The 16,077-nt window shown below is 35.9% G+C and carries 11 protein-coding genes; 9 read left to right on the plus strand and 2 right to left on the minus strand.

The genetic code is table 11. The annotated features are described in order from the left end of the window. Positions 1–145 precede the first annotated feature (145 nt). The 3 genes from AC1RNS_RS05555 to AC1RNS_RS05565 are packed head-to-tail and all read left to right on the plus strand — an operon-like array spanning position 146 to position 3,680. Positions 146–1,579, plus strand: a complete 1,434-nt coding sequence (locus AC1RNS_RS05555; RefSeq protein WP_492991345.1) for a spore germination protein — start codon at positions 146–148, stop codon at positions 1,577–1,579. Next, positions 1,576–2,613: a GerAB/ArcD/ProY family transporter gene (locus AC1RNS_RS05560; protein WP_492991346.1), complete on the plus strand. Its 1,038-nt coding sequence runs from the start codon at positions 1,576–1,578 to the stop codon at positions 2,611–2,613. Before AC1RNS_RS05555 ends, AC1RNS_RS05560 begins: the two co-directional genes overlap by 4 nt. Continuing rightward, positions 2,595–3,680, plus strand: coding sequence for a Ger(x)C family spore germination protein (locus AC1RNS_RS05565; RefSeq protein ID WP_492991347.1), 1,086 nt, complete (start codon positions 2,595–2,597; stop codon positions 3,678–3,680). The genes AC1RNS_RS05560 and AC1RNS_RS05565 overlap by 19 nt, the downstream gene beginning before the upstream one ends. A gap of 239 nt (positions 3,681–3,919) precedes the next feature. Here the strand turns inward: AC1RNS_RS05565 and AC1RNS_RS05570 are convergent, their stop codons facing one another. Next, positions 3,920–4,567, minus strand: coding sequence for a cyclase family protein (locus tag AC1RNS_RS05570; protein ID WP_492991348.1), 648 nt, complete (start codon positions 4,565–4,567; stop codon positions 3,920–3,922). Between the two features lie 298 nt (positions 4,568–4,865). On the opposite strand from AC1RNS_RS05570, the gene murG reads away from it, so the two are divergent. Beyond that, positions 4,866–5,942 (plus strand): undecaprenyldiphospho-muramoylpentapeptide beta-N-acetylglucosaminyltransferase, encoded by a 1,077-nt coding sequence (gene murG, locus AC1RNS_RS05575; RefSeq protein WP_492991349.1) that lies wholly within the window; start codon positions 4,866–4,868, stop codon positions 5,940–5,942. Positions 5,943–6,051: 109 nt separating this feature from the next. On the opposite strand, the gene AC1RNS_RS05580 is transcribed toward murG, so the two are convergent. Beyond that, positions 6,052–6,600 (minus strand): GNAT family N-acetyltransferase, encoded by a 549-nt coding sequence (locus AC1RNS_RS05580; protein WP_492991350.1) that lies wholly within the window; start codon positions 6,598–6,600, stop codon positions 6,052–6,054. Positions 6,601–7,151: 551 nt separating this feature from the next. Between AC1RNS_RS05580 and AC1RNS_RS05585 the strand changes: the two genes are divergently transcribed. The 5 genes from AC1RNS_RS05585 to odhB all read left to right on the plus strand — a co-directional run bounded on the left by AC1RNS_RS05585 (position 7,152) and on the right by odhB (position 15,738). Next, positions 7,152–9,179, plus strand: a complete 2,028-nt coding sequence (locus AC1RNS_RS05585) for a diguanylate cyclase domain-containing protein (RefSeq protein ID WP_492991351.1) — start codon at positions 7,152–7,154, stop codon at positions 9,177–9,179. A 121-nt stretch (positions 9,180–9,300) separates the two neighbouring features. Further along, positions 9,301–9,975 (plus strand): response regulator transcription factor, encoded by a 675-nt coding sequence (locus AC1RNS_RS05590; RefSeq protein WP_492991352.1) that lies wholly within the window; start codon positions 9,301–9,303, stop codon positions 9,973–9,975. Continuing rightward, positions 9,972–11,357, plus strand: coding sequence for a sensor histidine kinase (locus AC1RNS_RS05595; RefSeq protein ID WP_492991353.1), 1,386 nt, complete (start codon positions 9,972–9,974; stop codon positions 11,355–11,357). Before AC1RNS_RS05590 ends, AC1RNS_RS05595 begins: the two co-directional genes overlap by 4 nt. Positions 11,358–11,589: 232 nt before the next feature. Beyond that, positions 11,590–14,412, plus strand: coding sequence for a 2-oxoglutarate dehydrogenase E1 component (locus AC1RNS_RS05600; protein WP_492991354.1), 2,823 nt, complete (start codon positions 11,590–11,592; stop codon positions 14,410–14,412). A 90-nt stretch (positions 14,413–14,502) separates the two neighbouring features. Next, positions 14,503–15,738: a 2-oxoglutarate dehydrogenase complex dihydrolipoyllysine-residue succinyltransferase gene (gene odhB, locus AC1RNS_RS05605; protein WP_492991355.1), complete on the plus strand. Its 1,236-nt coding sequence runs from the start codon at positions 14,503–14,505 to the stop codon at positions 15,736–15,738. The last annotated feature ends 339 nt before the right edge of the window (positions 15,739–16,077 follow it).

Genomic DNA, 16,077 nt, shown 5'->3' on the forward strand with positions numbered 1-16,077 from the left:
ACCTCAATTTTATGATGTCCTACCTCTCTTCCTGCAAAGCGGTTTTAATTTAAATTTCAAGTCACATTATTTGATCATGAATCGGTAGAGAGATTGTTTGAAAATAGACGCAATTGCCTATACTCACCAGTATGGGGGGCGTTTTATGGATAAGGTGGAATTAATGATGAAAAGTCTACAAAAAGCATTCTATCATTCAACTGATTTTACAATAAGACAGGTGGATTGGCATAATAATACATCTGCAATTTTATGCTTTTATTCCTCACTTGTAGATACAAAAGAAGTACAAAGCGTATTAGATACGATTTACGCACGTTTAGATACACAAAAGCCCTTTTGGAGTGAATCATTAATAACAACTCTTGAGCCTTTTTCCTTACCATATGCAATAGAACGTATATGTAAAGGTGAAACACTTGTCATTTTGCCCGAATTTGAAAGAATGCTGACCCTGACTATTTTAAATGAAGTGCACCGTAATCCTGATGAGCCTAATAATGAACATATACTACGAGGCTCACATGAGGGTCTTGTAGAAAGCGTTGATACTAATTTAGCTTTGTTGCGAAAGCGGGTAAATAATCCAGCACTTGTTGTTAAAGCCTTTTCTATTGGAAATGAAACGAAAACAAAGGCCTACTACCTCTATATGGATGGAGTTGTAAAACCAGAGACGTTACAAGAGATGAAAAAGCGAATTGCTACTATGAATATAGATTATTTTTATAGTTTAGGGCAACTTAGTGATGCTTTGGAAGATTCCGTTTTATCTCCTTTTCCGCAATTGTTAAATACTGAACATCCAGATCGTGTTATCGCCAATTTAGTAGAGGGTAAGGTTGTTGTCATGACCAATATTTCACCAACTGCTTTAATTGCTCCGGTGACGTTTTTTTCTTTTTATCAGACGCCAGATGACTATAATGGCCGTGTTTTGGTAGGTTCATTTTACAAATTGGTTCGATTACTATCCTTTATCACAGCTGTTTTTTTACCAGCTTTTTATATTGCGGTTATTAGCTTCCACTTTGAGGTACTACCATTAGAACTCAGCAATCAAGTGAAAAATGATGTGAATAATATTCCATACAGACCTTTAATCGAAGCACTCATCTTAGAAATTATTATGGAGTTAATTCGTGAATCAAGTATTAGATTGCCCCAATCTGTTGGTCAGACCATTGGGATAGTAGGGGGATTAGTCATTGGAGATGCTATTGTTAGTGCAGGCTTAGTATCTAATTTAATGGTCATTGTCGTTGCGTTAACAGCTATCTCAAGCTATGTAGTACCCTCTGTAGAGATGAATACAACGATTCGCATGTTACGTTTTCCTTTCATGGTGTTAGCTTCATTGTTTGGCTTTTTAGGCATTGTAGTGGGTGTGGTAATTTTGCTTATTCATCTCATCAACTTGTCTTCATTAAAACAGCCCTATTTTTCACCAATTGTACCTTTTCAACCAAAGGAGGTATATAAAGTTTTTGCGAGAGGGCCCTTTATTAAACCAACTGTCCAAGTTTCATCTTTTAATCCACCAAAGGATGACCGTGTAAAGAACGGGGAAACACCATGAATTTTTCTTTGTCGAAGGCTCAATTTTTTTTATTGTTATTTATTATAGAGACTGGAATAGTCTATATATCTTTTCAAACACCGCTAATAAGTGAAAGTAAAAATAATGCTTGGTTTATATTTATAGTTACGTGTCTTATGCACTATGGATTGTTGGTTTTTTTTGAACGAAATTACATGTACTTCAATTTAAATATGTTTTTTCAATGGGTTTATACAATTTACTGGTTTTTGATAACTGCCATGTTTATAGCGTATATGGAGTATGTATTAGCTTCTTGGGTTTTACCACAGACACCTGAATGGGTAGTGATCCTTATCATTGTTTCACTTTCTCTATATGCCAATCTAAGTAGACCTGAAACAGTTATTAACATTGGGGTTATGCTTATTCCCATTATTCTTTTGTTTGTTATTTTTTTGATGTTAGCAGTACCAGATTTAAAATGGACCAATCTGTTTCCACTAGATTTTCAGCATCATGAACAGCTATTAATAGGCATTATTCATAGCTCGTATGCTTTTTTTGGAATTGAGATGTATTTACTTTATCGTCCTTTTGTACAACATGAATTACAGGTAAAGGGCAGACCATTGTTTATTTATCAAGCAATTATTTTTGTGTTTTATGTGATTTCAGTTCTTTTTTCACAGATGTTTTTTGCGTTAGATGAGATTGAATTAATCCCTGAGCCTATGATTTATATTTTAAAGGCTCAGGAGGTAACATTTGTAAAGAGACTAGATATTTTTTTCGTTTATATTTGGTTGTCATGGTCAATCGTAACAGTTATGATTTATGGACTTTCTTTTCGAATACTTCATTTTAGAAAGCATAGAAAAAGACCGAAATTAGGTATTGTCGTGTATCATATATTGTTGGCAATCATTCCGCATTTCTTTATACAATTTAGAAGGATTGAAATCATAAAAAATTCATTGCATTATCTTTTTATTTTGTTTTCCTTTTTGTTACCGTTATTCATTATTTATTGGAATAAATGGAGGGGGAAAAAGTGTACCGAAAGGGGATAATTCTTTCATCAGCTCTGACATTATTACTTGTTGGCTGCTGGGATGAACGGCTGTATAAAAACTCTTCTGTAGTGACCTTGGTTGGAATCAATGGAAATATTGGTGATTATACTGGCTACTATGCTTATTCAAATATAACTGAAAATCAAAGTGAAATTATGATTATTGAAGCTAATGGTATGTCGCCACGTGATGTTCGGAGTAATGCTGATTTAAAAATAGATCAAACGCTCGATTTGTCAGAGTTATCAACTATACTTATTTCTGCAGATACAGTTAAATCGCCATTGTATGATGCATTAGATATATATTTTCGTGACCCCCAAAATCCTATATCTATCAAAATTGCGATCACTGATGGGGATGTAAAACCTTATATTGAGCTTACAAAAGAGTTGGCAGAAAGTGCAGGGGGTTATTATCAGCGTTTTATTGAAAGTACAGAGCATAATACAATTTATCCTAAGCTTGATTTACAGACAGTAGGCTCAATGTTATTTGAGGATACAAAAGATATTGCTCTTCCTTATATCTCGCTAAATGAGGATGGAAAGCAAGCAAAGGTTGCAGGAGTCGCTTTATTTTCAGGACAAATTTTTACAGGGAAAGTTTTAACACCTAAACAGTCATTAATCATGCTGCTATTGTTGAACCAAGCAAGTCAACATGCACGATTAACCTATATGTGGAAGACTAATGGACGAGAGATGCCCATCACATCTGAAGTGATACATGTGAAGCGAAAATGGAATGTACATGAAAAATTAAAGAAAATAACCATGGACTATACAATTGAAATTGAAGTGGACGAATTTGCACATGACCATTTATATAAAGAAAATATTCTACAAGATGTTCAAAATATGATTCAAGAAAAGCTACAAGCAGAATTTCAAGAAGTGTTGCAAATCCTACAAGCCTACAAATCTGATACGCTTGGAATTGGGCGTTATCTCCGTGCTTACCATCCAAAAATGTTTAAAGAGGAATGGCACAATGAATATGCATCTTTGCAATTAGAACCTAAAGTTAAGATCAAAATCATTCGTACGGGTGTTCTACGTTAGTGATCATTTCCTAACAAAAGAAAAAGAGCAAACCATGATTTTAGTTTGCTCTTTATTAAAGAAGTATATTATACATTTGATTAATAAAGTAGTTGGTTCTGTTGTAATTCCTACAACAAGTCTGATCCAAAAACCGAATGGTCCAAAGTTTAGATACAAAACCGACAAACAACAGTTAACCAATATAATATCGAAAGACCATTTCTTGATGGGCTAATAGGAAGAATCGTAACTAGATATTATTTACTTAAAATTGCAATTGATCTCACAGGAGCACCATCTGCATCTTCATACTTAATAGGTAGAGCACAGAACATGAATAAATCATGGCCAATTTCTCCAAGTCTTGTTAAATTCTCAACGATGACAAAATCGGTATTAGCTAATACTTTCTTATGGTTCGTTAAATTTTCATCCGACATAGAATCAATACTTATTACATCGAGACCAACACCTTTTTTCTTACTTTGGATCAAGTAATCAGCAACTTCTACAGTCATGTAAGGGTAGTTATCAAAATACTTATCTGTACCCCAGTACCGACTCCAACCGGTATAGAATAAAAGAAAATCAGCTTGATCAGCTTGTTCCTTCACTTTATTGATTCGTTCAATTGTTATTCTCTGACCATCTTGAAGATCGCTACAATCGATAACTAATCCTTTACCCAAGAAATGCTCTACTGGAATTAAATCCAAAGTAGTTCTGTGTGCAAAAATATGATTAGGAGCATCCATATGTGTTCCTGTATGGGAAGCCATAGTCAGGGACGTCTCTTTAAATCCGTTCCTTTCGTGATTACATATTATTTTTAATGATGGTTGATCTGTACCGGGATAAACTGGCATATTTTCAGTTATTGTATGCGTTAAATCAATTATTTTCATATAAAAACCTTTCTATCTTTTTTAAGCTATTGTACCATTAAACTTCCACATATCTAAGCTGCTTGATCGGGTAATTGGTATTTCTTCTTTGCATTAAATACTTTTAATGAAAGAGTGTTATTACGTCAATTCAGTAAAAGGAATACTGTAGGAAAGCCAAATACAGCCTATTCCAATAATGAAAAGCTGGAAAGTTAAAAGCTTCATCTATATCTTTTTATCTGCATATAGTAAAATAAAAGACTGTAAACACTAAGTAGTGATGCTACTATGGCTTTTTAGGAATAGGAGAATTTAAGTGAAACAACAAACAATCATTTTAACCGGTGGAGGGACAGCTGGTCATGTATCACTCAATCAGGCGATACTCCCTTCTTTACAAGAACTAGGTTATGATGTCCACTATATTGGCTCAGAGCAGGGCATTGAAAAGGAATTAATAGGCGAAGCATTTCCTAGCGTTCCGTTTTACGGAATTTCAAGTGGGAAATTGCGTCGTTATTTTTCGATGAAGAATTTTACTGATCCGTTTAAAGTGCTTGCTGGATTGATGCAAGCTTTTCGTATTATCAAAAAAGTGAAACCGCAAGTGATCTTTTCAAAGGGTGGATTTGTATCTGTCCCTGTAGTGATGGCTGCGAAACTTGCAGGCGTTCCAGTGGTTATTCATGAGTCGGATGTGACACCAGGGTTGGCCAATAAAATTGCCTTGCCATTTGCCTCACATATCTTTACCATTTTTGAAGAGACATTACAGCATCTTCCAAAGGAAAAGGCAACTTGCACAGGATCTATCATTCGCCAAGAATTATTTATGGGAGAGAGGGCAAAGGGATTATCGCTTTGCAGCTTTACAACATTAAAACCCGTTTTACTTGTGATGGGGGGGAGCTTAGGCTCAGTTGTCTTAAATGATGCATTGCGTCAAAATTTACCAGAGCTTTTAAAGCAATTTCAAATTATACATTTGTGTGGTAAGAGCAATTTTGACAAGGAACTAACATCTATGCCAGGGTATAAGCAATTTGAATATGTAACAACGGAGTTACCGGATTTATTGCATGCGGCAGACTTTATCGTCTCACGTGCAGGCTCTAATTCTATATTCGAATTTTTAGCTCTTCATAAGCCGATGTTATTGGTGCCGTTATCTGCACAAAAGAGCCGCGGTGATCAAATCTTAAATGCAAATTTATTTAAAAGGCAAGGCTATGCAGAAGTTTTAGAAGAGGAAGAACTTACAAAGGAATCCTTTAAAAAATCAGTACATGTATTGACTAAGCATAAAGAGGACATGGTAACAACCATGAAAAAAACACAAAGACCAAAAACACCAAAAGAAATGGCAGAATTAATCTTACAATATAAAAAGTAGTCTTTTAACAGACATAACCTATTCAATTAATTACCACTAAAAAAGCTATGTGCCAGTCAATATGACAGAACACATAGCTTATTTTATAGAAGAAATTAATTTATTGAGTTTACATCGCTTGTTCTTCGCCCTCTAGCATTTCGTTAGCTGTTGTCAGATAGAACAAGTCTTTTGGGATTTTATATAAATTAAATTGCGCTTTACCACTGTTAACCTGTGATAATAATGTAGGGTGACTTTCATTTGCACTCACGACATAAGGTAACTTTAAAGCTGCACGTTGAGATTTTTTATTTTCAACACGTATACGGAGAAAAACTGTATGGAAATTATAGTCAAAAAATAATTCGTTTAAAAATAGCATCTTTGCTTTTTGGTTATAACCTTTGCCTTGATAAGGGAGCCCAATCCATGTTCCTAAAAAGCCTGCACCTTGCTCAACATCATGAATGCTAATGGTGCCGATTGGTTGACCCCAATCATCAGTAATGGTCCTAGAAATAGCGAATCCCTTCGCTTCTTCTTCAATCAGTTGTTTTGTCATAAACCAGTATTCATCAGCAGATGTGGCTTTTTGACGAACAAATGGGAAAACAGAAGGGTGTGATAATAGCTCATAAAGCTCTGTACATTCATGTAGGTCTCGATGTTTAAGCATACGAAACGCCTCCTTTACTAGGGTAGTTAAAACAATTCCGTTGAAACATAAAGAAGAAAACTAAAATTCGTACTGGAATTAAAACCCAAAGATCTAGACGTTATAACTATGATATCCATAATTTCCCGCTGTCTTACTGATTTTCGACCATACCGAAAAAAGGCTAGTTTTTTTAATATAATATAACATTCCTACTGTTTAATGCAATCATTTTACTCGCTAAAACAAAAATTAAGTTTAATAGTCAGTTAATTCTGAAAAAGTAAATTATGCTATAAATACTTAATTTTGTATGAAAAATTTTTAGGAATATTAAGTCTATCATATCAATTTTTACTAAAGTATAATAGTCTTCCTATTTCTTTTGCATTATTTAATTTCTTGAAAAGAGGTAAACTATCAAAAAATACCCTAAAAAGGATATAATAACTGTAATTCAAACGAAGTATTTCATTCAAAATATGTTATAATAGTATTATTGATTTTTTTGTATAAATAAACATTAATATAATAATTCTTTTTCAACTTTAACGACTTATGGGGGTGACAGCATGGAGTATCTTTTAAGCGAAGAATTATTTAATGAATTATTTATTGGCAAGGATTTTGTCTTTCTTATGAAAAAGGTAGGAGACGATTATCAATATATTCGCTTAAATCAAGCAGCTCAAGCTTTGTTATCAGATAAGGCGATTGGGAAAATGCTTTCTACCGTTACCTCAAGTCGCAATTTTTCAATAATTCAGGAATATTATTGTCAAGCCATTATGAAACATGCTCAAATCGATTATGTGGATTATGCTTATTATAAATCGGAGATTCGAAAATATGAGACATCTGTTCGTCCGCTTAAATACAAGGATGAGAACTATATTTTAGCCATCACAAAAGAGATTCTCTATGACCGTAATATTGAGGATAAGTTTTTATTTATGCGCTCAATGTTTGACCATGCCTTTTTCTCAACTGTCATTTTATCTGCAGAAGGGACTGTTTATGAAGTAAATTCGAGCTTCATGGAAGATTTCGGATTAGATAACGACGCGGTAAAACAGAAATTGCTTATTGATTTACCAATTGTCCCTAAAGATGAGATAAAAAATATTCAAACTTATCTACAAAGAGCAGCAATGGGCGAAAATATTGGAGAAAAACTTATCAAGCTTCATACATTGGAGAAAAAAGAGCGCATTTATTTAATATCTCTTTCTCCGGTGATGCAAGGAGATAATTCATTTGCGATTTTTCTTATTATGAAAGATTTCACACAATTTACGGAGCAAAAAGCAGAATTACGTTCAAAATCACATGGATTAGAAGTTTTTAAGGCTGCTTTGAACTCTGCAACAGCCATTGCAATATGGGATGTTGATGGCATAATAAATGAAGTAAATGATCTATTTTTAAATGCGTCAGGCTTCACGGCGGAGGAGCTTATTGGTCAACCTTATAAGTTAATCGAACCTAGTTACCATACTGAGGATTTATTGCATCTAATTAATAAAACGCTTGGAGCGGGGAATATCTGGCGAGGTGAGCTGTGCTACCGTACAAAATATCATGCAGATTATTGGGTAGAAGCAGCGATTGTTCCGTTAAAAAATGAATTTGGCAAGACAGAGCAATATTTATCCATTAACTATGATATTACGGACAAGAAAAGAATGTTAACGGAATTAAAAAATATTGAACGCACATTCCGTCTTATAACTGAAAATACAAATGACTTAATCATTATAACTAACGAGGATGGTATTATTATTTATGCTTCGCCGTCCTATAGGATTTTCTTAGGCTATGAAAATGTAGATTTACAGGGTCAGTTTTACAGTGATATTGTCGACGAGGAAAGTAAAATGGCATGGCAAACATTTTTAAATAATTATTCTGGACAAACGGATACACAATTTGAGCTATTACTCAAGGCAAAGGATGGTACACCTGTTTGGACAGAAGGAAACGTAACCGTTGTGCATGATCCTGAACGTGAAAAAGTTTCTCAAATTATGATGGTATCTCGTGAAATTACGCATCGAAAAGAGCGGGAGAACGATTTATTATATTTAGCCTACCATGATACGTTAACACAACTGCCCAATCGACGTTATTTATTAAAGGAGTTTCCAAAGTTACTAGCAGAAGCTCAAAATGCGAATAATTGTTTGGCGATGCTTTATATTGATGGGGATGATTTTAAGGATGTAAATGATAAATATGGTCATGACACCGGCGATGACTTTATCCAAAAGTTTGGGCAAGTTCTAATCAACTCTGTCAGAAGTCATGATTTAGTGATTCGTATTGGCGGCGATGAATTTATTGTCATACTTACGGGATTAACCAAAGAAAATGAAAAGCGGAAGGCACAAATGATGCATATTATTCAGCGCATTCGAGATGAACTAAAAAAAGGTTGGATTATCGAAAATAATTACTTTGCTCCGACTGCTTCGATAGGTGTAGCGTATTACCCCGATCATGGGAAAAATTTAGACGAATTACTAGATTTAGCGGATCAAGCTCTCTATAAAGCGAAGGAATTTGGAAAAAATAAACTTTATATTACGGAAGCTCATTGAAAAAAGTCTGTACAAACAAGTATTTGCTTGTGGTACAGACTTTTTATTTGATGTTATGCTATAACAGTGTTAAGAAGGAGACACCTCCTTATAAGTGATTATGGAATAGAAGGTGAAAGTAATGCCTAAAAAAATACTTTTAGTAGAAGATGAAAAGCATATCGCTCGCTTTGTAGAACTGGAATTAAAGCATGAGGGCTATGAAGTCTTGGTTGCTTTTGATGGTCGTGAAGGACTCGCCTATGCTGCATCTGAAAATTTTGATGTTCTCTTATTAGATGTAATGCTTCCAGGTATCAATGGCATTGAAATATGTCGCAGGGTACGCACACAGTCAAATGTACCGATTATTTTGTTAACTGCGCGAGATGCAGTGATGGACCGCGTAGCGGGCTTAGATGCAGGAGCCGATGACTATATTGTCAAACCTTTTGCCATTGAAGAGCTACTAGCTAGAATTCGAACGATATTACGTCGTGCTATGCCAGAGGAAAAAAATAGTGGGACATTACAATTCCGTGATATTGAAATCGATTTGGCTGCTTATGAAGTCTATGTTCAAGGAATAAAGCTGGATTTAACAAAAACAGAATTTGATTTACTGAAGCTTTTAATTGAACATAAAAACAAAGTTTGTACAAGAGAGCTTATTCTAACTTCTGTCTGGGGATATGATACAGATATTGAGACAAATGTGGTTGATGTATATATCAGACATTTGCGAACAAAACTACCAGGTGAGATGAATGCCTATATAGAAACCGTACGTGGGGTTGGGTATGTGATGCGTGAATGAAATCATTGAAAAAACACCTAGTGAATCAAACATTACAAAGAAAATGGATGCTCACATCAAGTGCTGTTATCTTCTTTAGCTATGCAATTATATGTATGGTTGTTTATATTTCCTTACATACATGGCTTTTAAATGATGAGGAAAGTAAAGTTACACGCACAAGCTATGATTTAGTATCTTTTTTAGAGTCGCAAGGACCAAATCTTACAATACAGCAAATTCAACAAAACACGGGACTTTTAAATTCCATTGTAGATCGTGATCAAACTGTCCGACTATTTAATATGGATAATATTGAGATATTTAGTATTAATGATACTACTCCAGCTGCACCGCTGACAACTTTACGTGAAATTAATGAGATGACGATTGATAAAAAAGATGTCTTTGTCATCAATGAACCGATTCGACTCGGCTTCTTCCAGGGATATATCCAGGTGATTCATCCATTGTCAGGGTTCCAATCATTAATGCATTATTTATTGACAGCCATGCTAATAGCTGGACTAGGAGCATTAGTGCTGTCTGTTTCGATTGGCTATTATTTAGCCAACTATTTGATGAAACCACTGCAAGAATTACGATCTTCTATGAAAATGGTGATGGATAAGGGATTTAACGAGCCAATAAAATTAACTTACACGTCTCATGATGAAATAGGTGATCTATTAAAAATGTATAATGCGATGATGAATGAGCTGCAAATTTCATTTACCCAGCAGCAACAATTTGTTGCAGATGCATCCCATGAGCTGCGAACACCTATTCAGGCTATTGAAGGGCATCTCTCATTGTTGAAAAGATGGGGAAAGAATGATCCAGAAATTCTTGAGGAATCTATTAATACATCATTAACAGAAATTGCACGGATGCGTAAAATGATTGAGGAATTATTAGAGCTTGCACGTCGGGAAGAAAAAGACAGTAGGAGTGAGGCTAATGCGGTAGAAGTGATTGAAAGTGTAATGGAGGAAATGGAGCATCTTCATCCAGAAGCACGAATTATGCTGTCTAAAAATGAAGAAATTGGTCTATTATTTATAACAGAAAATGCGCTTAGTCAAATTGTTCGTAATCTAGTAGAGAACGCTATTCGTTATTGTGAAAAAATACCGGAGATTCAAATCTCTCTTTCAACCGCTGGAAATGAGGTGCTTTTAAAAATAGAAGATAATGGAATTGGGATAGCGCAGGAAAATATACCTTTTATTTTCGATCGATTTTATCGGATTGATGAAGCTAGAAATCGTCAAAAAGGAGGTACAGGCTTAGGTCTTAGTATCACAAAAATGTTACTTGAAAAATATAATGGTTCTGTGGAAGTCAAGAGCGAGATCAATATTGGAACCGTTTTCTTCATTAAATTCCCGCTAAAATATTAAGGAAAATTCACGCTTTATTAAATTATTTTAGCCTTTGCGAAAAAAATTGCTTAATTTCCTAAAAAGAGTTGTATTTTTTGTGAAGAGTAGTAAGATTGAGATGGAAAAAACGTTCTTTAATATATGGATAAGTTGTGTCAAACATCCTTTAAAAGAACGGAAAAATATTATATAATTAATTGTAATTTAATTAATGGAACTGCCGAAAGGCAAAATTTGGAGGTCATTTTTCATGTCGAACAACGTTACAACTGTAAGTTCTCCATGGTCAGCTTTCTCTGGTCCTAACCTAGGATATGTGATGGAGCAATACGACTTATTCTTACAGTCTCCTGAAGAAGTAGAACCGGAGTTAGTATTATTATTCCAACAATTTGGTGCACCAGTAGTAGTAGAAGGTGAAGTGGCGGTAGCTAATAGCACAGCGGCTCCTGCTGGCGATTACAAAAAAGTATTAGCAGCTGTGAAATTAGCAGATGCAATCCGTACGCAAGGTCATTTAGCAGCAGATATTTACCCTTTGAAAAACCGTGAACTACAAACAGCTCAAATTGAAGAAAGCGCGTTCAATCTAAGCGCTGCAGATTTAGCTGAAATTCCTGCAGCTATCTTCTTCAAAGATGTGCCAGCAAACGTGAAAAATGGTAAGGATGCAATTGATTACTTAAAATCTGTTTATACAGATAAAGTGGCATTTGAATATAATCACGTCGTAGCAACAGAAGAACGTGATTGGATTCAAGCTCAAATTGAAGCAGGTTCATTTAAACAAGCATTATCTTCTGATGAGAAAAAAGCATTATTAGATCGCTTAACACGTGTTGAAAATTTTGAGAAGTTTATTCATAAAACTTTCGTTGGTCAAAAGCGTTTCTCTGGTGAAGGTTTAGATACTCAAATCGTTTTATTTGATGAAATTTTAAAAACAGCAGAAGCTAATAGCGTAGAAAAAGTGCGTATTGGCATGGCACACCGTGGTCGTTTAAATGTATTAACACATATTTTAAACAAACCGTATGACATGATGTTCTCTGATTTTGCACATGTTTCCAACGAATTATTTTTGCCTGAGGATGGCCGACTTGATATTACGAAAGGTTGGACAGGTGATGTAAAATACCATATGGGTGCTTCTTACAATCGTGAATCTGGTATGAATGTTAAACTCGCTTACAACCCTTCACACTTAGAAGTTGGAAATCCAGTTGTTTTAGGTTCTGCTCGTGCGGCTCAAGATGATACGTCTAAGCCAGGGCAAGCAATTCATAACCGTACAAAAGGATTAGGTATCCTTGTACACGGCGACGCTGCATTCCCAGGTCAAGGAATTGTAACAGAGGTACTTAACTTTGCGAAAACAGAAGGGTTCACAACTGGAGGTACAATTCACATCATTGCTAACAATATGATTGGATTTACAACTGAGCAGCAAGATTCTCGTTCATCTGTGTATTCTTCAGACCCAGCAAAAGGCTATGAAGTACCAGTTGTCCATGTGAATGCAGATAGTCCTGAGGCTGTATCATTAGTTGGTCGTTTTGCAGCCAGCTACCGTCAAAAATTCGGTAAAGATATTGTCGTTGACTTAATTGGTTACCGTCGTCATGGTCACAATGAAACAGATGATCCAACTGTAACAAACCCTGAGACATATAAATTAGTAGCTAAACATGAAACTGTTCGTGCTTTATATGGCGCACAATTAGTAGCAGAGGGAGTTGTTTCTGCAGATGATGTAGCAGCATTAGATACAGCAATTTATGCAGAAATGCAAGCTTCTTATGATCATGTTAAAGAAATGGCTGCTAAAGATGAGCACAAACATTTAGAAATGCCAGAAGAATTAAAAATAGAGTTCCCACAAATTGATACAGCAGTTGGTGCGGAACGTCTAGAAAAAATAAATGAAGAGCTTTTAGTGTTTGAAGAGAATTTCGAGCCACAGAAAAAACTTGGTAAGATTTTAGAAAAACGTCGTGAATCATTTGCTTCTGCAAAAATTGACTGGGGTCATGCTGAAACATTAGCTTATGCTACAATCATTCAAGATGGCACACCAGTTCGTTTTACAGGACAGGATGCACAACGTGGTACGTTCTCACAACGTCACTTAGTGTTACACGATAAAAACAATGGTAATGTATTTACACCACTTCACCATATTTCAGGTGCAAATGCATCATTCACAGTACACAACTCTCCACTTACAGAAGCTGGGGTAGTAGGCTTTGAATATGGGTATAATTTAGAAAATGGTAATATATTGTCGGTTTGGGAAGCTCAATTCGGTGATTTTGCTAACATGGCACAAGTTATGTTCGATAACTTTATTTCAGGTGCACGTGCTAAATGGGGTCAAAAATCCGGTTTAGTAATTCTTTTACCACATGGTTATGAAGGTCAAGGTCCAGAGCACTCTTCAAGCCGTATGGAACGTTATTTACAAATGTCAGCAGAAAATAACTGGTTCGTAGCAAACTGTTCAAACGCAGGTAACTACTACCACTTATTACGTCGTCAAGCAGCATTGTTAGGTACTGAAGGCGTTCGTCCACTTGTGGTAGTATCACCTAAGTACTTACTTCGTCACCCATTAGCTGCAGCGAATGCTGAGCAATTAGCAAATGGTTCATTCCAAGAAGTAATTGAACAACCAGGTCTAGGGGCAAAATCAGACGCAGTAGAGCGCATTGTACTAGGTACAGGTAAAGTCATGATTGATATAGCTGATCACGTAAAAGATGGTGAAGGCTTCGATCACTTACACATTATTCGTGTAGAACAACTTTACCCATTCCCAAAAGAGCAAGTTGCTGGTATTATTGCTAAGTATCCGAATGTTAAAGAAGTAGTATGGGTACAGGAAGAACCGAAAAACCAAGGTACATGGAATTATGCATTAGAAACATTATATGAACTTTCAGAAGGTAAAAAGCTTCGTTATGTAGGTCGTCCTGCAATGAGCTCAACTTCAGAAGGTGATGCTGATTCTCATAAAGCTGCTCAAGCCGCAGTTGTAGAAGAAGCGGTTGCTGAGCCTGTTAAGGTTAAATAATCACATATTAATTTTTGAAGCCGGGCTGCTTGCTTAGGCGGGTGGCCCTTCTATGTGCATTATGCACGTTAATTAAAGGAGGAAATGAAAGTGGCTGAAATTAAAGTCCCTGAATTAGCAGAATCGATTACAGAAGGAAGTATCGCACAGTGGGTAAAAAAAGTGGGCGATCGCGTTGAGAAAGGTGAATTCATCGTTGAACTTGAAACAGATAAAGTAAACGCTGAAATCATTTCAGAAGAAGCAGGTGTCTTAACTCAGATTTTAGCTGAGGAAGGCGATACTGTACTTGTTGGTCAAGTTATCGCAGTTGTAGAAGCAGGCGAAGGTGCAGCAGCAACGCCAGCTCCGGCAGCACCAGCTGAAGCAACACCAGCGCAAGCTGCACCTGCCCCAGTTGCAGTAGTTCCTGTTGTGGAAGAAACTTCTGGTGAGCGTGTAATAGCATCTCCAGCAGCACGTAAACTTGCTCGCGAAAAAGGTATTGATCTTGCTGCTGTATCTCCAGTAGACCCACAAGGTCGTGTACGTGTCCAAGACGTGGCAGCTCATGGGACAGCTCCAGTAGCAGCACCACAAGTAGCACAAGCTCCAGTAGCACCAAAAGCGGTAGCAGCTGTAGATGAATCACGTGTAACTGTAGAAAAAATGAGTCGCCGTCGCCAAACAATTGCGAAACGTTTACTTGAAGTAAAACAATCTACTGCAATGTTAACTACATTTAACGAAGTTGATATGACGAATGTTATGGCTTTACGTTCTCGTAAAAAAGACCAATTCTTCGAGTCTACAGGCTCTAAACTTGGTTTCATGTCATTCTTCACAAAAGCAGTAGTAGCGGCACTTAAAAAATACCCATATGTAAACGCACAAATCGTTGGTGATGAAATTCACTTAAACAACTTCTTTGATATCGGCGTAGCTGTATCTACAGAAGAAGGTTTAGTCGTGCCAGTTGTACGTGACGCTGACCGTAAAAACTTTGCTGAAATTGAAGATTCAATTGCAGACCTAGCGAAAAAAGCTCGTGACAAAAAATTAGGTTTAGCAGATCTTCAAGGTGGCTCATTCACAATTACAAACGGTGGAGTTTTCGGCTCATTAATGTCTACGCCTATCATGAATGGTACACAAGCTGCTATCCTAGGCATGCACTCTATCAAAAAACGTCCTGTTGAAGTAAATGGTGAAGTAGAAATTCGCCCAATGATGTATCTAGCTCTTTCTTATGACCACCGTATTATCGATGGTAAAGATTCTGTAGGCTTCCTTAAAACAGTTAAAGAATTACTTGAAAACCCAGAAGATTTATTATTAAATTCTTAATTTCCAAAGCCCTGCGATTTGCAGGGCTTTTTCTTTTGTATGGAGGATAGAAAGTGGAAGAGACGGATAGAACGGCCGAATTTCCTGATAGAAAAACCAAAGTGAGAGAGGGAATCCTCAAAGTGATAGATAGAAACATCGTAGGGATAAAAACCATTGTGCTTATAAGTTACTTTTAGATTACTATTATTGCTGTTAATAGTAATCATTTGTGATTTTTTTCACTGAAGCTTCAATATATTTACTAACTATGCAAAAGTAAATAATGGATTTAAGATAGATAAAACCCTAATATTGTCATTAATCAGAAAAATGATAAAATTATCTTGACGAATAAGT

Source organism: Lysinibacillus sp. GW821-FHT14F06, from assembly GCF_058803665.1.

Bases quoted from the DNA above. Each gene is read 5' to 3' on its own strand.
- AC1RNS_RS05555 (WP_492991345.1), top strand. From the start codon at position 146: ATGGATAAGGTGGAATTAATGATGAAAAGTCTACAAAAAGCATTCTAT.
- AC1RNS_RS05560 (WP_492991346.1), top strand. From the start codon at position 1,576: ATGAATTTTTCTTTGTCGAAGGCTCAATTTTTTTTATTGTTATTTATT.
- AC1RNS_RS05570 (WP_492991348.1), bottom strand. From the start codon at position 4,567: ATGAAAATAATTGATTTAACGCATACAATAACTGAAAATATGCCAGTT.
- AC1RNS_RS05580 (WP_492991350.1), bottom strand. From the start codon at position 6,600: ATGCTTAAACATCGAGACCTACATGAATGTACAGAGCTTTATGAGCTA.
- AC1RNS_RS05585 (WP_492991351.1), top strand. From the start codon at position 7,152: ATGGAGTATCTTTTAAGCGAAGAATTATTTAATGAATTATTTATTGGC.
- AC1RNS_RS05590 (WP_492991352.1), top strand. From the start codon at position 9,301: ATGCCTAAAAAAATACTTTTAGTAGAAGATGAAAAGCATATCGCTCGC.
- AC1RNS_RS05595 (WP_492991353.1), top strand. From the start codon at position 9,972: ATGAAATCATTGAAAAAACACCTAGTGAATCAAACATTACAAAGAAAA.
- AC1RNS_RS05600 (WP_492991354.1), top strand. From the start codon at position 11,590: ATGTCGAACAACGTTACAACTGTAAGTTCTCCATGGTCAGCTTTCTCT.